Source organism: Acaryochloris marina S15, assembly GCF_018336915.1.
Taxonomy (GTDB): Bacteria; Cyanobacteriota; Cyanobacteriia; order Thermosynechococcales; family Thermosynechococcaceae; genus Acaryochloris; species Acaryochloris marina_A.
This window is the reverse complement of record NZ_CP064923.1, coordinates 5,437,863-5,462,559: the sequence shown is the minus strand read 5'-3', so window position 1 is coordinate 5,462,559 and position 24,697 is coordinate 5,437,863. Positions and strand designations below refer to the sequence as shown.

At 46.5% G+C, this 24,697-nt stretch carries 19 protein-coding genes; 6 read left to right on the top strand and 13 right to left on the bottom strand.

The genetic code is table 11. From position 1 onward, the window contains the following. Position 1 precedes the first annotated feature (1 nt). Both smc and I1H34_RS24860 read right to left on the bottom strand, forming a co-directional pair. Positions 2-3,664 (bottom strand): chromosome segregation protein SMC, encoded by a 3,663-nt coding sequence (gene smc / locus I1H34_RS24865; protein WP_212663541.1) that lies wholly within the window; start codon positions 3,662-3,664, stop codon positions 2-4. 224 nt (positions 3,665-3,888) lie between these two features. Next, positions 3,889-7,578, bottom strand: a complete 3,690-nt coding sequence (locus I1H34_RS24860) for a zinc-dependent metalloprotease family protein (RefSeq protein WP_212663540.1) — start codon at positions 7,576-7,578, stop codon at positions 3,889-3,891. 924 nt (positions 7,579-8,502) lie between these two features. Between I1H34_RS24860 and msrA the strand changes: the two genes are divergently transcribed. From msrA to I1H34_RS24840, 4 genes are all read left to right on the top strand, one after another. Next, entirely contained in the window at positions 8,503-9,159 is a 657-nt protein-coding gene (gene msrA, locus I1H34_RS24855; protein ID WP_212663539.1) for a peptide-methionine (S)-S-oxide reductase MsrA, read from the top strand. 276 nt (positions 9,160-9,435) lie between these two features. Further along, a complete protein-coding gene (gene hemJ, locus I1H34_RS24850) occupies positions 9,436-10,005 on the top strand; it encodes a protoporphyrinogen oxidase HemJ (protein WP_212663538.1) in 570 nt (189 codons plus the stop codon). Between the two features lie 14 nt (positions 10,006-10,019). After that, on the top strand, positions 10,020-11,429 hold the full coding sequence (locus tag I1H34_RS24845; RefSeq protein WP_212663537.1) for a sensor histidine kinase: 1,410 nt from the start codon (positions 10,020-10,022) through the stop codon (positions 11,427-11,429). A gap of 30 nt (positions 11,430-11,459) precedes the next feature. Next, positions 11,460-12,293, top strand: coding sequence for a prohibitin family protein (locus I1H34_RS24840; RefSeq protein ID WP_212663536.1), 834 nt, complete (start codon positions 11,460-11,462; stop codon positions 12,291-12,293). 78 nt (positions 12,294-12,371) lie between these two features. Here I1H34_RS24840 and I1H34_RS24835 read toward each other — a convergent pair whose 3' ends face one another. From I1H34_RS24835 to I1H34_RS24810, 6 genes are all read right to left on the bottom strand, one after another. Further along, positions 12,372-12,857: a CYTH domain-containing protein gene (locus I1H34_RS24835; protein WP_212663535.1), complete on the bottom strand. Its 486-nt coding sequence runs from the start codon at positions 12,855-12,857 to the stop codon at positions 12,372-12,374. A gap of 17 nt (positions 12,858-12,874) precedes the next feature. Beyond that, entirely contained in the window at positions 12,875-13,255 is a 381-nt protein-coding gene (locus I1H34_RS24830; RefSeq protein ID WP_212663534.1) for a response regulator transcription factor, read from the bottom strand. 476 nt (positions 13,256-13,731) lie between these two features. Beyond that, positions 13,732-15,861 carry a glycosyltransferase gene (locus I1H34_RS24825; RefSeq protein WP_212663533.1) on the bottom strand — a complete coding sequence of 710 codons (2,130 nt, stop codon included), beginning with the start codon at positions 15,859-15,861 and terminating at the stop codon, positions 13,732-13,734. A gap of 482 nt (positions 15,862-16,343) precedes the next feature. Then, complete coding sequence (locus I1H34_RS24820; RefSeq protein WP_212663532.1) at positions 16,344-16,625, bottom strand: hypothetical protein; 282 nt, start codon at positions 16,623-16,625, stop codon at positions 16,344-16,346. Between the two features lie 44 nt (positions 16,626-16,669). Next, positions 16,670-17,209 (bottom strand): hypothetical protein, encoded by a 540-nt coding sequence (locus I1H34_RS24815; RefSeq protein WP_212663531.1) that lies wholly within the window; start codon positions 17,207-17,209, stop codon positions 16,670-16,672. Between the two features lie 219 nt (positions 17,210-17,428). Continuing rightward, positions 17,429-18,394, bottom strand: coding sequence for a serine/threonine protein kinase (locus I1H34_RS24810; RefSeq protein WP_212663530.1), 966 nt, complete (start codon positions 18,392-18,394; stop codon positions 17,429-17,431). 222 nt (positions 18,395-18,616) lie between these two features. Between I1H34_RS24810 and I1H34_RS24805 the strand changes: the two genes are divergently transcribed. After that, on the top strand, positions 18,617-19,972 hold the full coding sequence (locus tag I1H34_RS24805) for a GH1 family beta-glucosidase (protein ID WP_212663529.1): 1,356 nt from the start codon (positions 18,617-18,619) through the stop codon (positions 19,970-19,972). Here the strand turns inward: I1H34_RS24805 and I1H34_RS24800 are convergent. The 4 genes from I1H34_RS24800 to I1H34_RS24785 form a co-directional block, all read right to left on the bottom strand. Beyond that, a complete protein-coding gene (locus tag I1H34_RS24800) occupies positions 19,969-20,871 on the bottom strand; it encodes an alpha/beta fold hydrolase (RefSeq protein WP_212663528.1) in 903 nt (300 codons plus the stop codon). The two genes, I1H34_RS24805 and I1H34_RS24800, sit on opposite strands and share 4 nt — an antisense overlap. Before the next feature lie 159 nt (positions 20,872-21,030). Next, positions 21,031-21,447 (bottom strand): helix-turn-helix domain-containing protein, encoded by a 417-nt coding sequence (locus I1H34_RS24795; protein ID WP_212663527.1) that lies wholly within the window; start codon positions 21,445-21,447, stop codon positions 21,031-21,033. Continuing rightward, positions 21,428-21,730, bottom strand: coding sequence for a type II toxin-antitoxin system HigB family toxin (locus I1H34_RS24790; protein WP_212663526.1), 303 nt, complete (start codon positions 21,728-21,730; stop codon positions 21,428-21,430). Before I1H34_RS24790 ends, I1H34_RS24795 begins: the two co-directional genes overlap by 20 nt. Positions 21,731-22,043: 313 nt before the next feature. Further along, entirely contained in the window at positions 22,044-22,652 is a 609-nt protein-coding gene (locus I1H34_RS24785; RefSeq protein WP_212663525.1) for a TetR/AcrR family transcriptional regulator, read from the bottom strand. Positions 22,653-22,763: 111 nt separating this feature from the next. Between I1H34_RS24785 and I1H34_RS24780 the strand changes: the two genes are divergently transcribed. After that, the gene (locus tag I1H34_RS24780; RefSeq protein WP_212663524.1) at positions 22,764-23,837 is read left to right on the top strand and encodes a hypothetical protein; all 1,074 of its coding nucleotides are present in this window, start codon (positions 22,764-22,766) and stop codon (positions 23,835-23,837) included. On the opposite strand, the gene I1H34_RS24775 is transcribed toward I1H34_RS24780, so the two are convergent. Next, the gene (locus tag I1H34_RS24775) at positions 23,776-24,243 is read right to left on the bottom strand and encodes a type IV pilin protein (protein WP_212663523.1); all 468 of its coding nucleotides are present in this window, start codon (positions 24,241-24,243) and stop codon (positions 23,776-23,778) included. The two genes, I1H34_RS24780 and I1H34_RS24775, sit on opposite strands and share 62 nt — an antisense overlap. Between the last annotated feature and the right edge of the window lie 454 nt (positions 24,244-24,697).

Genomic DNA, 24,697 nt, shown 5'->3' with positions numbered 1-24,697 from the left:
TTTATGAGGCTTCTACAGGGGTGGCGGGTTCGGTTGCTGTAGGGCGAAGCTGGATGCCGATCACCTGAGTATGTGTTCCTCTAGCTTGAGTGACGCCGATGGTGCGATCAGAGGCCTCAATCATGGGACGACGCAGACTGACCACAATAAATTGCGCTTGCTTGGCCTGCTTTTGAATCATGCTGGACAAGCGTTCCACGTTAGCACCATCCAAGAACATATCGACTTCATCAAAGGCATAGAAAGGAGAAGGCCGATACAGCTGTAGGGCAAAGATAAAGCTGAGGGCAGTCAGAGATTTCTCTCCTCCAGACATGGAAGCTAAACGCTGGACGGGTTTGCCTTTGGGGTGGGCGACTAAATTGAGACCACCCTGAAAAGGATCTTCGGGGTTATCCAGCTGTAAATGTCCATCGCCATCGGAGAGTTCGGCAAAGATACTCTGGAAATTGATGTCAATGGCATCATAGGCTTCACGAAAGGATTGATAGCGCAGGGTGCGGAAATTCTCGATGCGCAGGAGGAGTTCCGTGCGTTCGGATTCCAGGGTCGTTAGTTTGTCCGTTAACTCAACCAGCCGCTCTTGGGTCCGCTCGTATTCCTCGATGGCCAGCATATTCACCGGCTCCATGGCCTGGAGGCGCTTTTGCAGCTTTTGCAATTCCTCGCGAAGCTGCTCTAGGGTGAGGTCATCCGGAATTTCCGGTAAGGGGTCGGGGAGTTCTGTTGCTTTGGCTTGTAGTTGGGTTTGTAGCTGCTGAATTAGCTCTTGTTGCTCCTGCTGCTTATCTTGGGTTTTTTGGATTTGCCATAGCAATTGCTGATGGGCAGCGGTGCGTTCTTGTAGATGGGTCTCGACGCGATCGCGTTCTTGTTTCTCACTCCCTAAGCGCTCTTCCAATTTACCCAACTCGGTGCGGAACGTGGCGATGGTGGCCTCGATTTTCTGTTGCTGTTCTTGATTTTCGGTTTTTTGGGTGACCTGGGTTTCGGTTTGGGTGTGCAAGGTTTGGAGGGTGACCTCGGCCTGTTCTTGTTTCTCGTGCAGACGCTCTTGCTGGCTAGTCAGCTCTTGAATCTTTTGTTGGACTTCGCGCAGGGCCTGTTCTCGTCCGGCCACAATCGACTCTTGGCCCTGAATCTGGTTTTGTAGGGTCTTCCATTCACCGTGGGTTTGGGACTGTTCCAGTTCTTCTAGGGATTCTCGCAGCTGTTCTAACTCTGTTTCTTGTTGGGGCAAATTGGTTTGCAGGGTCTGGAGGCGATCCTGAGCGCCCTTCAAATCTAGGCCATAGGTTTGCTGCTGCTTTTCTAGGTGGGCTTGTCGGTCGGCCAACACCTTGAGTTCTTTCTGCAACTGTTCCGTTTTGAGCTGGGCCTCACGATGTTGCTGACGCAGGCCGCTTAACTCTTGATGTTTACTGGTTAATCGAGCTTGGGTCTGCTCAATTTTGTTTTCAATGGGCTGTAGCAACGTCGCAATTTCTGATAGGCGTTGTTTCAACGCCATAATGGCAGCTGATTCTCCTGCTTCACCCGTACCAAAATGAAGGGTGTTATGGCGATTGCGGCTGCCTCCCGTCATGGCACCCGTGGGTTCCAGAAGTTCTCCATCCAGCGTCACCATCCGGTATTTACCGATATGGCGACGGGCATCACTCAGGGTTTTGAAGACAACGGTATTGCCAAATACAAAGGCAAAAATTGGTTCATAAATCGGGTCAAAATCGATCAGTTCGATGGCAAAATCAATGGCACCTGAGGCGGTTAAGGAGGGCAGTCCCTTCGGGGGGCGCATTTTATTCAGGGGCAAGAAGGTCGCTCGTCCGCCTCGCTCTCGCTTTAAGAGGTCAATGCCGGCTGAGGCGACGGCGTCATCATCGACGACTAGACAACCAAGGCGACCGCCCGCAGCAATTTCTAAGGCGGTTTGATAATGGGCATCTACTTGCCCTAGTTGAGCTACGAGACCATGGACTCCTGCCAGTTTGGCTTTACGAATGATATGGGTGGCATGGGTACCCTGAACTTCTTGCTGGGCCTGTTCTTGGGCTTCTAGTTTGTCGAGCTGGCGCTGCTTCTCTTGTTGTTCGCGTAGCAGTCGATTGTGGGTTTCTTGCTGGGTATTGATATCGTGATCCACTTCTGCGATCGCACCCGCACAATCTTGCACCTGCTCTTGTCGTTGTAAGACCTCAGCTTCAGCTGCCTCTAGCTGTTCTTGGGTCTCCGTCAACTCTTGGGCGATCTGCTGAACCGATTGCTGCTGGAGATCGCTTTGGCGATCTAATTGCTGGACCCGCTCTTGTAGTTGAGCTTGTTCGGCCCGCTGGGGTTCCAAAGCTTGCAGAACCGTTTTGATTTGCTGATTCAGGTGGGATTGCTGCTCGATCCAGGCATCAGCAGATTGGGCAATGGCCTGAGCCTGTTGCCGGGTGGTATCCAGGGCTTGCTGGGCCTGTTCACGAGCCTGAGTTAACCGGGCAACTTCAGTAGTGGTTAATATTTGGTGTTGTTCACTAACCTGCTTAATCTCAGCCTGGAAGGTTTGCAGTTGCTGTTGCGTATGTTGAATGGATTGGGCGACTTGCTGTTGCGATTGCTCCAGTTCACCTTGCTGGCGCTGGAGCTGCTTGAGTTCAGCTTCCTGGGTGGCAATTTGAGCTTGGAGGGCGAGATGTTCTTCTTCTCCTAGAGCTTTGACTTGGGCATTGAGGGTTGCCAGCTTCTGGGAGATTTCTTCTAATTCCGTGGCTAATACCGTTGTTTCGGTCTCTAGCTTGGCTTGGGTTTTCTGTTCCGTGGCGAGTTGTTTTTGTTTCTTGTCAATCTGGGCTTGTAAGTCACGCCAGGCAAGCACCCCTTCCCAGGCCGCTTTCGATTGCAGTTCAGTGCGCAGTTTCTGATACTTTTCCGCTTTGATCCGATCACGGGCTAGGCGTTCGCACTGATCATTGAGTTCCTGCTCGACGATGCGGGAACGCTCTTCTTGATCTTTAACGGCATCTAGCTTATCTTTGGCCTGATTAATCCGCCGGTCAAAGTTAGCAACCCCGGCCAGCTCATCAATAATTTCTCGGCGTTGCCGGGCGTTCATGGAAATAATGCTGGTGACGTCCCCTTGGAGGACGACGTTATAGCCCTCTGGATAAATCCGACGGCGATTCAGCTGCTCGTGGAGCTGGGTGAGGGTGCAGGACTCGCCATTAATGGCATAGGACGAGGTATAGGTGCCTTGCTTGGTCACCCGCAGTTTGCGAGTTACCTGCCATTCATTGGGGGCTAGAGTGGATTCCGTATCCGGTTTTGGTATCGCTGATACCGTCGTGGTGTCGGTGTGTCTTTCGGCTTCTTCGGCTTCGGCAGCTTCCGCTGCTGCTAACTCTTCCAGCTCTTGGGGGGATAGTTCGAAGGTGACCGTGACTCGGGTCTCTGCGATCGCATGTCCCCGCTTAATTTGGGCATGATTTACCAAGTCTGGCAAACGCTCCGCCCGCATTCCCCGTGACCCTGCTAATCCCAAGGCAAACAACAAGGCATCTAATAAATTAGATTTACCGGAACCATTCGGTCCGCTAACAACCGTAAACCCTGGCAGCAAAGGAATCGAAGTGGTGCTACCAAAAGACTTGAAATGAGAAAGCTCGAGTTGTTTTACGTACACAAATTACTTCGGTCGAACTAATGTGGCGCTCATCTAGGGAAAGCTAATTCCAAGACAAAATAATTAGAATTGCCAACAGGGTAGCACGACTGTTACAAGTTGCTAGATTGACTCTTTAGAAATTTGTGTTTCTTAGTACTTAATGATGTGAGGATTATCAACCCAATGAAAAATAGCTCACATTAAAGCACAAGTTGAATATCTTAAGGAGATAGCCCAGGCCTTCAGCTAAGAGTCGCAATATGGATAGAAGCGATGCCATCTATACCGTCAGCATCATAGCGTGAATATCCCGAAAGCTGATCATACAAAAAACTTTCCTGGTCAGGGGTTGCCGCAACCCCTAATCCAAATTGTTCACTGGCTAAATGTACATCACCCACTAAATCCCTGCCAAAGTCTGCAGCAGAGATCTGAATCAAATCTTTACCAGGTATAACAGTAATCGTATCAATACCATCCGTGGGATTCAAAAAAACAAATTGATCTGAGCTATCTCCTGCTATTAGCAAATCATTCCTAGCATTCCCCACCAGCATCTGATCACTAGGACCACCTAGTAATAAATCACCATATCTTAAATTATGAGCGAGAGAAGCTTGCTCAATTCTCTGATCACCATTGAGATCTTGCTGAAAAGTCGGCTCTAAACTAGTGAGTTCTGTTTCACTGATACTTTGAGAGCTCTGATAAGTCCCATTTGCATCCACCCGCCAGTCTAAATAGCGTCCATCAACATTTTTCCACAGTAACTGATACCCTTGCCCTAACCGCTCTACACCAATAGCAGACCAGCCAGAGAAAGTGTTTTCGCTGACCACATTTCCGTTCAACCAAAGAAACTGAGCAGCAGCTCCCTGCCCTTGCAGTTGATAACCAACTGCCGTTGTTGTTAAGGAGGCAGTCCCAACCGTTTCTATCGCCGTTGATGCCCATCCAATCTCTTGATCACCATTGAGATCTTGCTGAAAAGTCGGTTCTAAACTAGTGAGTTCTGTTTCACTGATACTTTGAGAGCTCTGATAAGTCCCATTTGCATCCACCCGCCAGTCTAAATAGCGTCCATCAACATTTTTCCACAGTAACTGATACCCTTGCCCTAACCGCTCTACACCAATAGCAGACCAGCCGGAGAAAGTGTTTTCGCTGACCACATTTCCGTTCAACCAAAGAAACTGAGCAGCAGCTCCCTGCCCTTGCAGTTGATAACCAACTGCCGTTGTTGTTAAGGAGGCAGTCCCAACCGTTTCTATCGCCGTTGATGCCCATCCAATCTCTTGATCACCATTGAGATCTTGCTGAAAAGTCGGTTCTAAACTAGTGAGTTCTGTTTCACTGATACTTTGAGAGCTCTGATAAGTCCCATTTGCATCCACCCGCCAGTCTAAATAGCGTCCATCAACATTTTTCCACAGTAACTGATACCCTTGCCCTAACCGCTCTACACCAATAGCAGACCAGCTAGAGAAAGTGTTTTCGCTGACCACATTTCCGTTCAACCAAAGAAACTGAGCAGCAGCTCCCTGCCCTTGCAGTTGATAACCAACTGCCGTTGTTGTTAAGGAGGCAGTCCCAACCGTTTCTATCGCCGTTGATGCCCATCCAATCTCTTGATCACCATTGAGATCTTGCTGAAAAGTCGGTTCTAAACTAGTGAGTTCTGTTTCACTGATACTTTGAGAGCTCTGATAAGTCCCATTTGCATCCACCCGCCAGTCTAAATAGCGTCCATCAACATTTTTCCACAGTAATTGATACCCTTGCCCTAACCGCTCTACACCAATAGCAGACCAGCCAGAGAAAGTGTTTTCGCTGACCACATTTCCGTTCAACCAAAGAAACTGAGCAGCAGCTCCCTGCCCTTGCAGTTGATAACCAACTGCCGTTGTTGTTAAGGAGGCAGTCCCAACCGTTTCTATCGCCGTTGATGCCCATCCAATCTCTTGATCACCATTGAGATCTTGCTGAAAAGTCGGTTCTAAACTAGTGAGTTCTGTTTCACTGATACTTTGAGAGCTCTGATAAGTCCCATTTGCATCCACCCGCCAGTCTAAATAGCGTCCATCAACATTTTTCCACAGTAACTGATACCCTTGCCCTAACCGCTCTACACCAATAGCAGACCAGCCGGAGAAAGTGTTTTCGCTGACCACATTTCCGTTCAACCGAAGAAACTGAGCAGCAGCTCCCTGCCCTTGAAGTTGATAACCAACCACCGTAGTGAGTAATGAGGCATTCCCTGATGCTTCAATTATTCTCGCGGAGAGTGATTCAACATTGCCAAGGATTGAATACTGGCCCAAACTGCCATAATCAGAATAGCCTTGTGATCCACTGACTAAGGGATTATCTTTGCCCACACCATCAATGCGGATAAAGTAAGTTCCTGCAGTAAGGGACAAGTCTAAACTTGCAGTTAAAAGATTGCTCGGGTTAGAAGATGTTAACAATGTGCCATTAGAGTTGTATAGTCCCGCCCAGATATCGAGATTAGCGCCTTGAGCATCTAAGTATTCAGTGGCATAGCCACCGCTACCATTCCCAACGAATGCTTTTGATGTAGGAGTAATTGTAAATGAAACGTCGCCTGCTCCTGTTGTGAAGGAAAAATAGTCAACATCTGTATTCCTTTCAATAATGCCGAAGGAACTCATTTGACCGGCATTGTTTAGGGATAGTGCTGAAGCATTGGCTTGGCTATTGCCATGATCGTCGGAGCGATAATCAAAGCCATTTCTTGTGGTGATGATGGCAAGGTCGTCTTCAGTGTTATCTGCGTTGTAGTAATCTCCTTTACTCCATTGCGTCAGGTTTTCCTGAAAAGGGGCTCCCATGATAGTGCCCCAACTCGTGGCACCGCTGCCATGGCCAGGATGGTAAGCGGTCTGACCACTGATACCATCGTGCCTGAGATATAAACTGTGCCCAACTTCATGACTTGCAGTGACGGCAGCAGCTCTAGCCCCTTTATTAAAAACAAAAACGGCCTGATCAACATTGCGATTAAAACTACCGACATAGGCAATGCCTCCTGCGCCTGCAGCAACTGCCGTACCATCTATCTCGTTGCGGTTATCAGTGAATAAAACACGAACGCCCCATTGACTGTCGCTGCTACTTGTTCTGCTTAAGGCTGCAGCGCCTGGGTCTTGGGTCGTGACGTTGACATTAAAAGGGGCAAAATCCTCAGCGACCTGCTGCCAAATCGACTGAATTTCTAATAATTCACTTGTACTGAAAGACGCGCTATTACCGTCTCGATTATAGGCGGAAGATCGGATGGTTCCCCCATTGTTCCACCATGTTCCGGATGTGGTATGTCCGTCAAAGTCTAAGTAAATCGTGTGTTGCGCATTGGGATTGCTGTGGAGTTGAAATGTATTGCTAACAGCTAGAGAAGAAGATGGGTTGATATTAGCTGAAGTGTTAGCTGTATTCCATACAGGGAAGTCTCCCTCTAAACCATGAGCATGGTGTGACGTATGGCCATGATGGTGTGACGTATGGCCATGATGGTAATGAGGGTCGTCTTGTTGCTGGGTCCGGTTAGGTGAACAAGCGCATCCCACTTGACCACAGTTTAAACAGCTTGCTTGTTGCTCTGCAGGGTTAAGTAGAGAGGTAAGATTTGGAGAAAGAGAAAAAGTTTTGCTGTTAAGATACTCGTCGAAACGATATTGTTCAACGAAATCGTTTTGCTGAGAGCTTGCCCCTTCAATTGATAAAGATTCTAATGCTTCAATGGAAGGTTGTGGTGGTTTTGTCTCATCTTTAAACAGATGTTCGTCTTCTTTCTGGTCGCTTAAGAGAGTTGAATTATTGCTAAGCGAGAATTCTATTTCAGAAGTTCTATCATGATCAAGATCAGAGCTTATAACATCATGAGATTCTTGAGAATTGGCTGGGTTGGTCATTGCACTGGATGTTATTTAAGGTCTGAAAAATGAGTGAAGAGATCTCGTGGATTTACTTCTGATATTTATTGGTTAGGCGATATTTTTAGGTGTTTTCTTGGCTAATTAATTTATGAATTAATCAAGGAATAGCTTTTTTATTGATTTTTTGGGTTTGATGATATGGCTTTCATGAATATGAGTGGCACCGCAATGTACTTGCATTGATATATCAGGTTATATATCAATGCTGGCACTGCTATGTATGAATTGACGTCATTAAAATTCTTCTAATGTATAACTTAATTAGAAGTGAAACAATGAGCCTTTATGTGATTTTATCTGTAGCTTTTTGGTTTGTGCTTGTATTTTTAGTCTGATTGTATGAATGGATTGATTGTAAAAATAACCTCCATTGATGGAAGCACTTTAGATGTGAATTTAGTTTGTTGATTAATAGCTGCTTTGTTGATTGTTTGCTAGAATTTTGAGCTTTGTCTATTGCGAGAAAATACGGAATATTTTCTTTGGGGAGAATTCTATAACTAGCGTAGCTACTTCAGAAATATGGCCACCTCAGTAAAAACTCTGATATTTATGCTCTGAAAATCAATTAATGCTGAGAGGAGTCAGTGTTTTCCGATAAAACTCTTTGCTTTATCTATGAAAGTGAAAGAAATTATTTAATATATGGCCTGCTGCTTCAACTAATTCTTAAAGTTATTCTCGGTGTTTTTATCTATATAGTTAGTTGTGGGTTGTCGCTGTAAATTAGGCTTTTGGAGGTGGAATAAGAAAATGGCTATATGATTGCGTTCTTTATCTTTCAATCTCGTAGAGACTAGATATATCGTTCTATGTATGCCAGGGTAACCTTGCGTTCCTATGGATTCGTTACCCTGAAGGTAGTATCTCTCTGTCCTTCATCAATTAATTTTTGGCACTATGGCTCTTTTTGGATTATTTGGGAAAAAGCTTACCTTACCGACTTCAGAGGACGCATTAGCAGGGCGGGCAAAATCGATGCCTGTTCCTGAGAAGCACTTTGTCAATGGTCATCCTCTCAAACCTCCTTTTCCTGAAGGGTTGGAGCAAGCCATGTTTGGCTTGGGTTGTTTTTGGGGGGCTGAACGACGTTTTTGGCAACAGGAGGGGGTGTATGTGACTGCTGTGGGCTATGCCAGTGGTGTCACGCCTAACCCCACATATCAAGAAGTCTGTTCAGGAATGACGGGGCATAACGAAGTCGTGATGGTTATTTTTGACCCTTCTAAAATTAGTTACGACAGTCTTCTGCAAGTTTTTTGGGAAAGCCATAATCCAACCCAAGGGATGCAGCAAGGGAATGATGTGGGCACGCAATATCGTTCTGGCGTTTACACCTACTCGGAGCAGCAAAAGGCACTAGCATCGTCTTCCAAGGGTATTTATCAGGAAGCTTTAAAAAAAGCTGGCCTAAATGAAATTACGACTGAAGTGTTGGATGCTCCCGAATTTTATTATGCGGAAGATTATCACCAGCAATACTTGGCTAAAAATCCGGGTGGCTATTGTGGATTAGGGGGGACTAGTGTGACATGCCCTCCTTTGGTAGAAGCATAAATCTGCGGTGCAATCTCTTATGAATGACATCTCATGTCTGGAGCTATTGCCTGGCAAGAGAGATTGCACTTTCAATCTTGCCACTCAGGTTAAGCCGAGCCCATGTTGAAGCGAGAAGGCGATTGCTGATGTCTGTTTCAGGCTTATTGGAGCTGACTTGAACTGAGTTTTGATGCCCAATCTTTAAGGAAGATGACGCAACGCCTAGTAACTCTCTTGCCATGGCAAGGGTTAGTTTAGGATGGGTTTTAGGTCTTTTGAAGTGTTGGCAGGTTCATGGCTTACTTTTGGTTTAAAGCATTTCATATTATTGGCGTTGTTGTTTGGTTCGCTGGACTCTTTTATTTAGTCCGCTTATTTATCTATCACGTAGAAGCCAACGATGAGCCGGAGCCTGCACCTGCTATTCTCAAGCAGCAGTATACGCTGATGGAAAAGCGTCTCTATAGCATCATTACCAGTCCTGGGATGATGGTGACTGTGACGATGGCGATTGGGATGCTCGTGACTCAGCCTGATCTGCTGAAGCAAGGATGGCTACAGGTTAAATTAGGGTTTGTAGCATTGTTGCTGGTGTACCACTTCTACTGTCGTCGGCTGATGAAAAAGCTGGAAGAAGGAACCTGTGGGTGGTCAGGGCAGCAACTGCGGGCACTCAATGAAGCGCCAACCTTGATGCTAGTGGCCATTGTGCTGTTGGCGGTCTTCAAAAATAGTCTGCCGACGGATATAACCGTATGGGTGATTTTTGCCATGGTGGTGGCGATGGTGGTGACGATCCAGCTCTATGCCAAGAAACGGAAACGAGATAAGGAAAAGCTGGCTTTAGAAACGGCGTCAGAATAAATAGTCTCTACGGTATGTTCCAAAAAACTCGACGGCGATTAGCACTCTGGTATACAGGGGTCACTGCAATTTTACTGCTGGTATTTGCCAGTGGTTTTTACCTGTATGTGCGGGGCACGCTGATTGAGCGGGTGGATGATACCTTGAGCCATGTGGTGGAGGTGGTACAGCGCTCGTTAGTCGTCGAGGCGAGTAATGCAGATTTCTCTCCTCTAGACTCTCCGTTTATCGTTAATTTAGAAGCAAGCTTTGGTGATCCGCCGGATGCGGTGGATGATGACCGGATTGATCTGGAATGGTTTAATTCAGACGGTGATTTGCTTTGGTCAACTCTATCTGAAACCTTGGAGGTCCCCATTCGGTTGGGCTACCGTGGTGAAACCGTTGAAATTGCAGACGATTACTTGTTGCGGCAGCTCACCCAGCGGGTCATGTTGAATGGCAATGTGCTGGGCTATCTAAGAGTGAGCCATCCTTGGTTTGAGGTGACGAAACCCGCTCGCCAACTGTTTATTGACCTGAGCTTGGGGACGAGTTTGTTAGTGGGGTTAGTGGCAATGACGGGTTGGTTTCTCTCGGGGTTAGCCATTGAACCGATTCAAGACTCTTACCAACATCTGAAGCAGTTTACGGCGGATGCCTCCCATGAGTTGCGGAATCCGATTGCCCTTATCCAAACCAATGTGCAAGTCGCTTTAGCAGATCCTGAACTGGAGATGCCTGAGCAACGGCAACAGTTAGAAGTGATTGAGCGGCTGACTCAGCGCCTTGGACGCTTGGTGGATGACCTGCTGTTTTTAGCCCGCCAAGACAGTGGCATGCTCCAGATTGACTACCAGCCTTGTCCGTTGGATGCTGTCTTGATGGAAGTGGTTGAAGACCAACGGGCTTTAGCGACGAGTAAGGGGGTGCATCTACACCTAAATTTAGAAGAGACGGGGGCAGAAACGATACCCGGTGAAGAGTCCTTTTCTGTGATCGGAGACTACGATCAGCTGGTGCGGTTGTTTACCAATCTGGTGAGTAATGGTATTCAATACACCCCTGCGGAGGGTAGGGTCAGGGTGACCCTCAAACAGTCTCTTCGACAAGGTATACCTTATCTAAAGGCGATAGTTGAAGATGAGGGACTCGGGATTCCGGCGGAAGCCATCCCCCATGTCTTTGATCGGTTTTATCGGGCGGATCCGGCTCGACAGCGGTCGTTAATACCGGCGGCTCAACCCGTTTCCTCTGGCAAAGTGATGGGAACGGGATTGGGGCTTGCGATCGCACAAGGGATTTGCCACAATCACCAAGGTCAAATGAGTGTCAGCAGTCGGTTGCAGCAAGGTACCCTCTTTACGGTGACACTCCCTCAGCAGCTTCCTAAAAAGATTGAAGCTAAATCCCTGCCCTTGGAAGAGATAAATCAGCTACCCTGAGAAAGGCAAGATTACCAAAAAGGCTTAAGCATGAAGGATTGGAATCCAGCAAATCTCGGAATTATCATTGCGTTATTGGTACTGTTGGGCCTCAATGCTGTTGTGATTATCAATCCCGGTCAAGCTGGCGTGCTCAGTATTTTGGGAAAAGCGCGGGATGGAGCGCTCCTTGAAGGCATTCATTTCAAAGCTCCCTTTGTTTCTAGAGTCGATATTTACGATTTGACGGTCCAAAAATTTGAAGTTCCTGCCCAAAGTTCTACCAAAGACTTACAGGACCTCACCGCCCGTTTTGCCATTAACTTTCGGCTCGATGCAACGGAAGTGGTAGAAGTAAGACGGAAGCAAGGTTCTCTTCAAAATATTGTTTCCAAAATCATTGCGCCCCAGACTCAGGAGTCTTTTAAGATTGCTGCCTCTCGCCGCACCGTGGAAGAAGCTATTACCCAACGGGAAGTCTTGAAATCCGATTTTGACGATGCTTTGAGTAAGCGACTGGAAAAATACGGCATTATCGTTCTTGATACTAGCGTTGTAGATCTCGACTTTTCCCCAGAATTTGCTCAGGCCGTTGAAGAGAAACAAATTGCCGAACAGCGCGCTCAGAGAGCGGTTTATGTTGCTCGGGAAGCTGAGCAAGAAGCCCTGGCTGAAGTGAACCGTGCTAAGGGTAAGGCAGAAGCCCAACGTCTATTGGCAGAAACCTTGAAGGATCAAGGGGGCAAATTAGTTCTGCAAAAAGAAGCGATTGAAGCCTGGAGGAAAGGGGGTTCCCAAATGCCCCGTGTCTTAATTAGTGGCAGTGGCAAAGATAGCGGACAGGTGCCATTTCTCTTTAATGTCAACGCAGATAGTAAGGGATAAAGACCGGCCTAATTTGCGAAGCGATTAGCCCTCATGCCTTAAGCATGAGGGCTAATTTAATGGTAATTTCTAGCCTGATTATGGATTGGAGCTTGACTCATGGGGCCAAGTTTTATAGGGATGAGCCGCTAGGTAAGAATTGAAATATCTCGGATCATCCGAGACTTCTAGGCCGATCCAATCGGGTAATGGGACAGATTGCTCAGGAGAGGTCAGCTCTACTTCTGCCAGGACTAACCCTTGATTCTGGCCAGCAAACTCATCAACCTCCCAAATGAGGTCTTCTATCGGAATCTTGTAGCGGGTTTTTTCAACGACTCTCGGATGGCAAAGATCCATCATAGCTTGAGCATCAGCTACAGGGATCTCATATTCAAACTCCTGTCTCGTCAGATTTTTGACTCTTCCTTTAACGGTGAGGAAGGCGATGTCTCCGGCAATACGAACCCTGGCGGTGGCCTGATTACTTCCTGCTAAATACCCTTGAATGAGAGGGACGCTATGGCCCATGGATCGCCATGCTTCTCCTGTAACGAGAAACTTACGCTCTATCTCGATTCCCATATTGGCTGACCCAATCCCTAGGACTCGGCCCGGGTTTTGAGTAGCTTACGAATGAGATCGAGCATTTCTGAGGGGTTAAAGGGTTTGGTAATGTAAGCGTCTCCCCCTTGCTTCATGCCCCAATGTCGATCAAATGCTTCACCCTTGGTAGAGCACATAATCACGGGTAAGTTGCGGTCGGTTAGGTCATTTTTGACCCAGCGGCACAATTCATAGCCGTTCATGCGAGGCATCACAATATCTGTGATCACCAAGTCTGGATAGCTACTGGCCTGCAGCATTGTTTTAGCTGCTAAGCCGTCTTCAGCTTCAATGACCTCTAGACCATTGCGCTGTAACATATCCGTTAGCATGGCACGCATGGTGGGGCTGTCATCAACTACCATTACTGTTGTCATGTCTCTCTTCCCTTTTACCTCCATGAGACCCACAGCTCTTCATTACAAGGATTCCCTATTAAGACGCTCTAGCTAACTCTGAATACTCCGTATTTTTACGAGAGTTTCACTTTAAATCAACAAGGTGTCATCATCTTGGGCTCTAAGTTGAGCGGGCCAAAACTATAATGAGTACCAGGAAATTGATCAAGAGTATCTTTACCTTGATTGGACTAGATCATAGACAACGTGAGTTATTCAAATGGTCTAAATCTACCTTTTTTAGGTGTAATCTTTATCTTAAACGAAGTAAGAACAAGACTCCTGTTTACCTAGGCACAGCATAATTCATGATGTGTCTTGAGCAAATCAGGGGAAACACTTAGATCGTAGTTGATCCGTCCGATCTCAATAGTACACAGGTGTCGCTCAAGAATGACGGTTCAGGTGCATTTAATTTTATGAGTGAGTGCATTTATCGGTGACTGTGGCGATGGCTAGCGTGGGTTGATCTTACAGGATACTTTCAGGTTGCGAAAAGGGTAGAGGCCGTATAAGCCAGATGCGATCGCACGAATCGTATCCCACTCTGTAGGAATTCGAGGCAGTTTCCAGTTTTGGGGGTTGCAATAGGTAAAGTTAACGATTTTCCAGAGGGTGACCGCGTCTACATCCTTAAACATGCAGCCATACACCGTGCCGTTTTTCTGCTGATTGCGGATCTCAGCCATCATTCGTAAGCTGGTCCTGGGTACGGCTAATTCAACGGTCTCATTCAGTTGTAGTGCGGTAGGGTTATGGGTGCGAAAGCGACAGCCTGCTTCCGAAATATCTATAAATTGACCCATGGCGCTTTGTCCTGTTTGGGTCGTTACCTGGCAGACCTCATCCGAAAAGACCCGAGGGTGTCCCCGATCATGATCGGCACTCACTCCCGCAATCAGGGCTGCTGCTAAAAAGAGCAGATTCACTTGGGCCCAAATGAGATTGATGATATATAGATCGTCACCTGTGGGATGGAATAAGCCATACATGATCGCGAATAGAGTGAGTCCTAAAAGTATGAAAATATGCGCCAAACTGTGAAGATTGAACTTTATACCAAAGCTATCTAACTGTTTATTCGTGACCTGGAAGGAATCAGAGATTTGAGAATATAAAAATATTTTCAGTACAACTTTGAAAATATGAAACCCTTGCAAGAGATTATAGATAATCAATAACAGGACGCTGCCTCGCATCCAGCTCATCACAATCATAGAAAGAGAATAATTATAGAAGGTATAGGTGCTGGCTTCCCCTAACGTGATGTCAATGCTTTTGAATCCAAACAGCAAGTAGAAAAGAGGAGCCAAAAAGCTCAAGGTTTTCAGCATCTCTTCCAGCCAGTACAGGGTGCCCGCAGCATAGGTAAACCGCTGTATAAAGTTGAGGCCAGGCAACCACAGAGGATTACGTTTGCTAATCACCATCCTCAAGGTGCCTTCTGCCCAACGCATCCGTTGTTTTAGATATTCATTAATATTGTTGGCGGCACAGCCGACACTCAGCAGTTCATTTAAATAGACGGTCTTATAACCCCGAGCTTGCATTAAGATGCCCGTGGCATAGTCCTCAACAATGGTATCTAGAGGAATGCCACCAATGGCATCTAAATGCTGGCGTCGATACAGCACAGAACTACCCGAACAAACCACAGCATTGACAGAATCTCGGGCGGGCTGAATCACTTGGTAAAAATCAGTTTGCTCATCCGTAATAAACCGCCCGCCTAGGTTTTTTTGAGGAGGGTCGGGATTGTAGAACTTTTGAGGAGTGACGACCATGGACAAATTATCGTCTGCTTTGAAAAATCCAATGGTTCGTTCCAAAAAGTGATTGAGGGGGACAAAGTCAGCATCAAAAACCACCAAAATTTCGCTACTGACATGCTTTAAAGCATGATTGAGGTTTCCTGCCTTAGCATGGTCATTAATGGGCCGAGTGAGGTAATTGCATCCCCATTTTTGGGCCAGCGCTTTAACATCGGGTCGTTGTCCATCATCCAGTAACCAAATGTGTTTTTGTTGTTTCGGGTATTTCAGGGATTTACAACCAATCAGCGTCCGTTCCAACATTTTGTGGGATTCATTATAAGTGGGGATCAAAATATCGACGCTGGGCTTATAGGTCTTTTGCACCCACTGACTATATTGATCGGCTTCGAGACTGCGATTGGGAGACCGTAAGATTAAATAGTTATTGGTCCAGCTATTCAGAATGCTGAGCAGTTCATAAGCAAAGAGGCCGATGCAAAATACACCATCTGGCCCACTCAAAATTAGAGTATGGGTTGCCCGCCACAAGAGATATCGGGCTTGCACAACAAACAATAAAAAAACGAATAGCCCTTGAATCCATTTGGGTGGACGTTGGGGTAGAAAAATCCTTAATGCCCCTAATATCAGCAGTGAAGAACAGATCGGTAAAACGGGTAAAACAGTGCGAGATAAGGATCCGATCTTGGGGCCAATTTCAGTTAAATCGTAGGCAATAAACCCTAAGGTAATGAATGCTAGAAAATATTTACTATAAATAACTCTATAGTCTGTTGGTAGTGACCGTAGGTAGTTGGCTACGGTTTGCATTCACTAACTCCGTAGTCGCTTAAAAGATGGATAGTGCATGGGTTGTAGCCATGATGTCTGGATTTTTTGGATTAATCGTTGCTGGTGTTGGCGTAGAAGGTAATCGCAATTGAAGACAAGGATTTGAGTATTGGCTTAGAATTCCCCAAAAAGAATGAAAATAGACAAGATAACGTCCTCTATCTTGTTTATTTTTGACTGTATAAAATCTAGAGTGAATTTACGGCCAATATCAATCAGGCTGTGAGCTGCTGATAGGCGTGTTTTGCAGTTGGCTAGGGGCAAATTATAATGCTTGCTTTGGGAGTTCTCTCAATGACGGATACCGATGCAATCTATCAAGCTAGCGGCGATGAGGGAACTAACGGAAGCTAGTTCAGTTCATCGTTGGCGTCTATTGTTGAACATGTCGGGCTGGTGGTGCATGCAAGATAAATAGTACGCGACGAATTTTGCAACAGAGTCAGACCAAAATCAATCCCTTAACCCAGTAGAGATTTCAGTAACTCCAACATCATTGCACCCACTATGCCGCCTACCATACATATGGTGAAGCAGACGACCTTACCCATTGATCCTTTGAACGATTCGGTGAGGCGATCAAAGCCTGCCTGAAACACAATATAAATAATTGCGCCAACAGGGAGAGTGATGAGAAATAGCCAACCTGGTAAATTGGCAGTGAGCAAAGGGATAAAGATCAGCGCACATAAGATGGATAGGCCGAATAAAAAGAAAAGTTTATGCAGGTAGACTGCTCCCATGATCAATGGCTTCTCATGCTTGGATTGATTGGGTGGCTGATGTTCTAGCTGGCTTCAGCGGAGTCTTCAGCATAGTTGAGGATCATTTCAATGGTATTGAGTTCATGCTCAATACAAGTCATCTCGGCATTGAAATCCTGGTTCTGGCTGCTGTTGTAATCAAAGATGTCATGGCCAGGGCGATAGTCTGTCTGAGCGCAGCGGTGATCGAAAGATAGCTCTTCTAGAATGGCTAACCCAGCTTGCCAGCGCTGTAAATCAATCACTCTAATTTGCCGAATCCAGGCTTGCTTGACATAGAGGGGTAGAAAGCTAGATAGCTGAATATATGAAACTAGACGGTGGCAAGAGAGGGCGATCAGCTCTCCTAGAGAGGGGGTGTCGGGCGTGGTGCTTAAGGCTTGGAACAGTGAAGATCGAACATCAGTAGAACGTGCAACTTTACCGTGATCGCGTTTAGGTGAGGTGGCTTGCAGGGGTTGGGTTGAGTTCACCCATGTTGTTTGTAGGGCTGTGCCGCTTTGTTGAAGATGCCAATAGGTTTTGGAGCGTTGAGTGTTTTTGTTTAAGAAATTGCTAACCATTTCATTTTCTCTCAGTCATCAATACCCTCATTTGGGAAGTAAACCCGAGTTGCAAACCCTTTGCGGAACTATGGGTTCTTCTTTTTGGGGGATATGCATAGCATCCCAGATCTAAAAAAGGTCAGCGATGAGAATCATCACTGACCTGACTGAGAGCTATCACGCTATTAACGTGATGGGTATCACCCAAAGCAAACTCAAGATGTTGGGAGGAGAGGCTTACCCAGAATAGGAATTGAGGGGCGGCTCAGAGGGATTTAGACTCAGAAGGCATGAATCTAAATAGGCTCCCATTTGCTCCACTAGAGTGGAGTGAACCGAGAGGGATTGTTGAACGAATTGCCCTGGAGCAGCCAAAGCCTTCATCATTTGCCGAGCCGTCAGGAATCGCTCTCCTGGGAACCGAGCAATCGCCTTGTTCAAAATGGCAGCAAAGGCTGAATCTTGGGCTAAGGTCTGGGTGTTCCAATCACAGGACCCGGTGTTGAGGTTAAACAGATCGTAGGGGTCTTTCCCGGTCAACAAATAAATGCCGATCAGACCCAGGCTGTAAAGGTTGCTGGAGTAATAGTGTTGGTCGAGGATGACCTGCTCATGGGGCAGGAAGCCAGAGGTGGACATCCAAGGGTTGGGCCGAATATTGTTGTCCAAAAATGTGTTGGCGATCACCTGATTTAACATGCCGCCGTACTGGAGGACGGGCTTGTTGTCGTCTTGCCGCAACACGATATTGTTGGGTTCCAAGGTGCAGTGGACGATTTGATTTTGGTGTAAATAATCGACGAGAGACAGCAGCTTGGTCATGATCTGTTGAACAGTGGCTTCGTCTAATGCGCCTTGTTCTTGCACGGTTTGGGTGAGGGTCAGTCCTGGCACCCATTCTTCCATGAGATAGACTTGGCCAGTGCTATCGGCAAAACTGGATAACCAAGGAATTTGGTCATGGATGCCACCTAGCTTTTGCCAGATTTCGATTTCGGCTTGGATGCGATCGCAAAGCTGTTTTTGAATGTCAGCATCTGCGGTGAGGGGCTTGACCTGGCGGATAATGCATTGCCGTCGAGAAGGAAGCTGTGTATCCTCAGCCAACCATGCAATACTCCAGGGCCCGTCCTCAAGGATGCGAATAATCTGGTAGCGATTATTGAGTAAAGTGGGTGTCGGTGCGATACAAGTGCTAACCATCTTGGGTATTCCCCAGAACATCTATGTCTAGACAATGCCAGCTTTACTAGGGCGACTCAGTGACATATCTCACATGAATAATTGAACCTAGTCACAAGGATTTCCCTAACCCCCTCAGTGGAGGGGATCGCAAGGGGATCGCCATGATGTGGGGGCTGTAACATACCGCAAACAAGAGTGGTCTATGCTGAATCAGGTTTGTTGCTATAGGAGGAGACAAAGATGCCATTTCCTGAACAGTTTGTCTGGGGGGCTGCTGCTGCAAGTTATCAAATTGAGGGAGGGGCCGAGGCAGATGGCAAGGGCCTTTCGGTTTGGGATGTGATGTGTCGCCAACCCCATAAAGTGGCTGGGGGGCATACGGGGGCGGTTGCCTGTGATCACTACCATCGGTATGCAGAAGATATTCAGTTGATGGCTGATATTGGCTTGCAGGCTTATCGTCTATCTTTATCCTGGCCGCGCATCTTGCCAGAGGGCATTGGGCCAGTGAATGAGAAGGGGCTAGATTATTGCGATCGCATCATCGATACCCTACTCGAACACAATATTGAACCTTGGGTGACGCTCTTTCACTGGGATTATCCAGAAGCCTTATTTCAAAAAGGAGGCTGGCTAAATCGGGACAGTGCGGATTGGTTTGCGGAATATACTCAAGTCGTAGTAGATCGGCTCTCAGACCGAGTCACCCACTGGATGCCGCATAATGAACCCCAATGCTTTATTGGCTTGGGCCACCAATCCGGAGACCATGCCCCTGGTCTCAAACTTAGTTTTAGTGAAGTACTGACGGCAATTCATCATTCCTTGCTGGCTCATGGGAAAGCAGTGCAGGTAATTCGAACCCAGGCCAAACGTTCTCCCCAAATCGGAACGGCTTTAGTGGGCATTGTCTCTATCCCTGCCACCGATCATCCTGATGATATTGCTGCAGCCCGAGCCAGCACCTTAGCCGTCAACGGTAAGCATTGCTGGAACAATACTTGGTTTGCCGATCCGTTGATCTTGGGGCACTATCCTGAAGATGGCATGGCCCGATTTCAGCAGATCATGCCCACTATTCAATCGGGTGATTTAGAAACAATCTGCCAACCTCTGGATTTCTATGGCCTCAATATTTATCAGGGTCAGACCGTTCGTGCGAATTCAGACAAGAGTGCGACCTCTATAGTCCACCCATCAGGGGGACCCCGAACCACTATGGATTGGCCTGTTACTCCAGAAGCCCTGTATTGGGGGCCTCGGTTTATCTATGAACGGTATCAATTGCCCATTGTGATTACAGAAAACGGCATGGCGAACTGTGACTGGGTTCATAGGGATGGCCAGGTCCATGATCCACAACGGATCGATTTTCTGACTCGATATCTGCAAGCCTATGGCCGAGCTATTGATGATGGCATTGAGAGCAAAGGCTATTTCCTCTGGTCGATTATGGATAACTTTGAGTGGGCCTTTGGTTATGACAAACGATTCGGCATTATTTACGTAGACTATGAGACCCAGCAGCGGACCCTCAAAGACTCAGCTCACTGGTATCAACAAGTCATCAATAGCAATGGCCAGATTTTGGTTTAGGCAGCCTGCAGATCCTTGAGCCAATTAATAATCATCGGATTGATGACATCGGGGCGCTCATCGTGGGGGCAATGTCCGGTTTTGGCAATGATTTCAAAGGTGACTTTAGGCTCGGCATTCGGATCTTCACTCAAATCTCGATAGACCTTGGCTGTGCGCAAAGCGGCCCAGGGATCGTCTTCGCCCCAAAGCAGAAGTAAGGGTTGCTTAATGCGAGGAAGCAACTCGGTGGGACGAGGTCCTGGTGGCCCGGTCAAAACAGATAGGAAGACCTGACAGGCTTCTTCCCGGCAAGACGGATTGTGAAGCATCTCCACTAACTCATCTGTAATGGCTTCTTTGTTGCCATAGATTTGGGAGAGGGAGTTGCGAATGGCGCGTTTGCCTCGAACTTGGTTAAAGAAAAATGGACCGAACAGCTTAGAGCGCATCATCATCCGCATGGGACCCATGACCATCCGCAGGGGCAAGATCGCTTCTTCTCTGCGAATATTCATACTGCCAGCGGAGTTGAGCAAAACACCACTGGTGCCCATTTGGGGATGGTCGGCCAACATCATTAATACCAGCAGTCCGCCAATGGAGTTCCCTACCCAGACGGCGGGCTCTTGGATAAACTCTTCCCAAAAGTCTTTGAATAGGTCTTGCCAAACTTCTAGGGTGTAATCGATGGCAGGCATATCAGAGTCGCCAAAGCCTAGTAAATCTAAACTCCAGACCTGGTATCCGGCTTCGGCCAGCTCAGGAATATTTTTGCGCCAGTGACCAATACAAGCGCCAAAGCCATGAATCAAAACCATCGGTTGTCCGGTGCCTTTGACGGTGTACTTAATCTGGTGACCTCGCCAAATCCAAGTTTTAATTTCAAGTGGTGGGCTGGTGGGTACCTGAGTGGTCATGGCAAATAATGAAGAATACTATCTTAATGTTCCTTCATAATAAGCCGTTCTTTGGCCAGTGAGGTTTTCGTTTATAGAAATCATCAACCCAAAGTCTAGATTCTCTTAGGGGTATCCCTTGTCCCATGGGATTTAGGCTTTTTACGATAGCAATAAGCGTTAACTGTTGAGAGGGAAAAAAGCTGCAGGAGACACAGCAAAATACTCCGCTAATTCCTGGATATGTCTAGTTGTGAGTTGTCTCCGTCCCTTAAAAATATCTGAGATGATCGATTCAGCTTTAAAAATAGGTACTAGATCTTTTTGTCTTAGCCCTCTGTCCTCAACTAAAACTTTCAGTAAGTCCACCCCATAGATATCGGGAATAGCTTCTAAAGTTTGCTCATATTCCCAGACGAGAGTGCCTAAAAGATCCAGATAGTCCGTTTCATCAGGTGTGAGTTCACGCTCTAAATCTATCAGGGTATCAATTCTAGTTTGGACAGCTTGTAGCTGCTGATCGGTGTGAATTGGTCGGGGTATAAATTCTTGTACCAAGCTTTCGTAGGTAGATGCATCATTTGTTCCAAGAATCATATTTCCACTTGCCTTTGTCGTATTCGGCATGGGTTAAAAAATGACGGATAAATACTTTGCTTTGCTGATAGTCAATGAGAGTGATCAGTCGATAGTTATTTCCGGCGATGTTAAAGACGGTCAACTTACCTACTAGATCAGCGTTTGGAAAAGTCTGACGTGTATCTTCAAGGGTTTGCCAATTGGCGAATTTTGTAATCTTGATCCACGCTCTGACACTGGACTGAGAATTAGGGGATTTTGCGGAAGCTGCTCGTAGGCGAGAGTCTGAAATAATTCGCATGTCGATTTTGTCGAAAAATATATTTCATTGTTCGGCTCTAGTTGCAGTCACTGACAATCTTATCATATTGATAAGTTAACCTGCTTTTTGCTTGATTATAGAAATGACCAAACGTTTGTTGAGAGAGTGAAAACGTGACAAGCTAGCAATGAAAAAATCATCCTGTTTTTCAGTAGGATTCTTAGCCAAAATTGAGAGTGAGCAAGTTTGGGAAAATTGCTTGGAGACTATAGCGAATACTGAACGGGATAAATAAGTTAGAGTTCGTTAAAAATTTAGGTGGGCACCATTGTGTCAGTGTTGAAACCACTGCTTAAGTTTTGATATAAGAGCGGACCATATCCTCTAGTACTTTGACTTGAGCTGTAAAAAACTTCGGTTGAAGGTGGAACATACAGTAGTGGGTGGCCATCCCATCTAAGGTACTCACCAGCATGCGAGCAAAAATGGGAGCCGAGAGAGTAGATGAGATTTGCCCTTGGGCTTGACCGGCTTGAATGTGAGTAATAAAGAACTGATTTAAGCACTCCATCCACTGTTCAAAGTCTTCACTTAACCCAATTGATCGATCCAGCTCCTTGTTACCCAGAATCTCGAAGACTAAGGGGGTGATATAGGCGAACTCATCAAGATCCTGAAAACAGAGCTGAATTCCTGCCATGATGGCCTCAACTGGATCGGAATGAGCTTCCTCTAGTTGCGAAATTTGTTGATCGAACTCCTGTACCATCAGGCTAAAAATGCTTTTGGGGAGTTCTTCCTTGGTGCGGAAATACTCGTAGAGTGTGCCTTTGCCCATCTCAGCTTTACGGGCAATATCGGCCATCTTAGTGGAGTGATACCCTTTCTCTGCGAAGACTGCGATCGCAGCGGCCAGAATTGCCTGTCGTTTGGCTTCTCGGTCAACAATTTTGGGACTCATGGCGTCATCATAGCTGTTCCTGTGTCTTTTGCTGTAGGCATTTCATACTCTCACTTGACATTTGACCGACTGGTCGGTCAATATAAAGATATCGCTATTAGGGGAGCAACTATGTCGACTATCGCTACGCCCGTCAACCCTACTTCTTCTTCCACTCAAGTCCCCAGTCCACCTTACTTTCAAGGTATGGTTTGGAATGAGCATCAGTCAGTCACACTACTATCTAGTCTGAAAACGGTTGCCACCCTTCAGGGACAACAACCCATGCATCCCTTAGCCAGAGACATGATGCAGTCGATTCAAGACCATCTGCTCCAATGGCAAGGGTCGATTGAGGACCTACCTATAATTAGTCCAGAAATATTGGGGCGTGAATTAATAGGTAGGTATCAAGAGCTGGCCCTGCAATTTTTGATCCTGATGCCTTACCTATCGATGGAGGTTGAGCAAGCTGAAGTGGACTTAGTGCAGCAGTTTGCCCAAGGTTGCCCACATCAACCCCATACCTTGAAGAGCTTACAGCGGGTGCATGCTGGACAATTGCGAGGGTTATTTTGGGATTACTCGGTGCGATCCCTAGTCAAACTCTTGCCAGGCGGATGGTGGCAGAAACTGAAGTGTATTGTTAGCGCCATGCACCAATATATCGGTGATCCTGAAACGGCCTGTCAGTATCAAGTTTTAGAAGATTTACCCGATGGCACCTTGGGGAAAGAGCTGTATCAGTACTATCGCGATCGCAACTTTCCCTTACCCGGCGAGCAGAAAAGCTTTAGCGATATCCTGGTGCCTCATGATCTGATTCATTTGTTATCGGGTATTGATACCAGCCCCGTCGGCGAAATTGTGGTGGCGGGTTTTGAAGCGGGCATGAGTGGCAGTCAATTTGGGTTTGAGTTGTTGCTAGAGGTGGTGTTGGATTTTCACCTGGGCTTAGAATTCACCACCTTGGGTGTTTTGGAGCCGAGTCAAAATAATTTTGTCCCGAGTTTGGTGATCCAGGCCTTTGTGCAAGGGACTGCCGTTCGTCAAGACTTGTTCAGCCCCTACTGGTCTTTCTCAGAATTGTTGGAGCAGCCTATTACAGCTATTCAGGAACACTACAATATTCAACCGCTAGATATTAACAGGACGGCGGAACTGCAGGTGCTACCCCTGTCCCAGATTGTTCCAACATCGTGCTAGTGGTGGTTGCAGAGGATCCTGCCACTATTGTGGCAAAGACACAGCCGGTGATGGCATCTAAATCATTGTTGTTCGGTATTGCTTGGAATTCTCCCAGAGTAGAGTTCGTGATTCCAAATTGGAAGGTATATTGATCTGATACAAGTGGCAAATCAATTTCGAGATTGGCCATGGTATTGGAAAATACTGGAAATTCTAGTCGGTAGGTTTGCTGAGCGCGATTAACGGAGCCAATATAGCTTTGAGCGACAGCTTGTTGAGCTTTCAAAGATTGCTGCAACATGGATGGCACGGCCACAGCAGACAGAATACCCACAATAACGACACTGACTAATAGCTCTAAAAGGGTCACACCTTGTTCGGGATATTGCCGGAGGCTGTTATAGCTAGGGATGAACGAAAACATGGTGCTTGTAGAAGTGATGATCAGAAGCAACTCAATGCTGGGCAATATAGTCCAAGAAATGGGTAGAGCAAAGCTTTGAGTAAAGAATAAGTTGCCAAAAAACTAAGCCCCATATAGTTTGCAAACAACAAACTTCATGGGGATAAAAAACAGTTGCTAACAGCTATCGGTAACAACATGAATTCAATGTTAGTTGTTAACAATCTGGAAAACGATTTAACTACGTTGGGTGACGAGCAAAGAGATAACGCAAGCTTCAAACCCTCTAAAAATAGTGTTGCTATGGTCAACCTAACATTGAGATTGGGGTGAACTGTCCGTATATTCACGGACAAAAGCACAACAATTTGTGACCCATTTTTTTGCTGCCAACAACTAGAGAGATGAGGTGAAAGGTCAGTATCTTAAAAAGAAGTATTTGCAAGTAAAAATGATTATTGATGACAATAAAGCT

What these genes read in the sequence shown, in the direction of transcription:
- I1H34_RS24795 (WP_212663527.1), bottom strand. Translation starts at nt 21,447, where the DNA reads ATGATTCTTGGAACAAATGATGCATCTACCTACGAAAGCTTGGTACAA.
- I1H34_RS24840 (WP_212663536.1), top strand. Translation starts at nt 11,460, where the DNA reads ATGAAGGATTGGAATCCAGCAAATCTCGGAATTATCATTGCGTTATTG.
- msrA (WP_212663539.1), top strand. Translation starts at nt 8,503, where the DNA reads ATGGCTCTTTTTGGATTATTTGGGAAAAAGCTTACCTTACCGACTTCA.
- I1H34_RS24835 (WP_212663535.1), bottom strand. Translation starts at nt 12,857, where the DNA reads ATGGGAATCGAGATAGAGCGTAAGTTTCTCGTTACAGGAGAAGCATGG.
- hemJ (WP_212663538.1), top strand. Translation starts at nt 9,436, where the DNA reads ATGGCTTACTTTTGGTTTAAAGCATTTCATATTATTGGCGTTGTTGTT.
- I1H34_RS24860 (WP_212663540.1), bottom strand. Translation starts at nt 7,578, where the DNA reads ATGACCAACCCAGCCAATTCTCAAGAATCTCATGATGTTATAAGCTCT.
- I1H34_RS24780 (WP_212663524.1), top strand. Translation starts at nt 22,764, where the DNA reads ATGTCGACTATCGCTACGCCCGTCAACCCTACTTCTTCTTCCACTCAA.
- I1H34_RS24815 (WP_212663531.1), bottom strand. Translation starts at nt 17,209, where the DNA reads ATGGTTAGCAATTTCTTAAACAAAAACACTCAACGCTCCAAAACCTAT.
- I1H34_RS24830 (WP_212663534.1), bottom strand. Translation starts at nt 13,255, where the DNA reads ATGACAACAGTAATGGTAGTTGATGACAGCCCCACCATGCGTGCCATG.
- I1H34_RS24790 (WP_212663526.1), bottom strand. Translation starts at nt 21,730, where the DNA reads ATGCGAATTATTTCAGACTCTCGCCTACGAGCAGCTTCCGCAAAATCC.
- I1H34_RS24825 (WP_212663533.1), bottom strand. Translation starts at nt 15,861, where the DNA reads ATGCAAACCGTAGCCAACTACCTACGGTCACTACCAACAGACTATAGA.
- I1H34_RS24785 (WP_212663525.1), bottom strand. Translation starts at nt 22,652, where the DNA reads ATGAGTCCCAAAATTGTTGACCGAGAAGCCAAACGACAGGCAATTCTG.
- I1H34_RS24800 (WP_212663528.1), bottom strand. Translation starts at nt 20,871, where the DNA reads ATGACCACTCAGGTACCCACCAGCCCACCACTTGAAATTAAAACTTGG.
- I1H34_RS24805 (WP_212663529.1), top strand. Translation starts at nt 18,617, where the DNA reads ATGCCATTTCCTGAACAGTTTGTCTGGGGGGCTGCTGCTGCAAGTTAT.
- I1H34_RS24845 (WP_212663537.1), top strand. Translation starts at nt 10,020, where the DNA reads ATGTTCCAAAAAACTCGACGGCGATTAGCACTCTGGTATACAGGGGTC.
- I1H34_RS24775 (WP_212663523.1), bottom strand. Translation starts at nt 24,243, where the DNA reads ATGTTTTCGTTCATCCCTAGCTATAACAGCCTCCGGCAATATCCCGAA.
- I1H34_RS24820 (WP_212663532.1), bottom strand. Translation starts at nt 16,625, where the DNA reads ATGGGAGCAGTCTACCTGCATAAACTTTTCTTTTTATTCGGCCTATCC.
- I1H34_RS24810 (WP_212663530.1), bottom strand. Translation starts at nt 18,394, where the DNA reads ATGGTTAGCACTTGTATCGCACCGACACCCACTTTACTCAATAATCGC.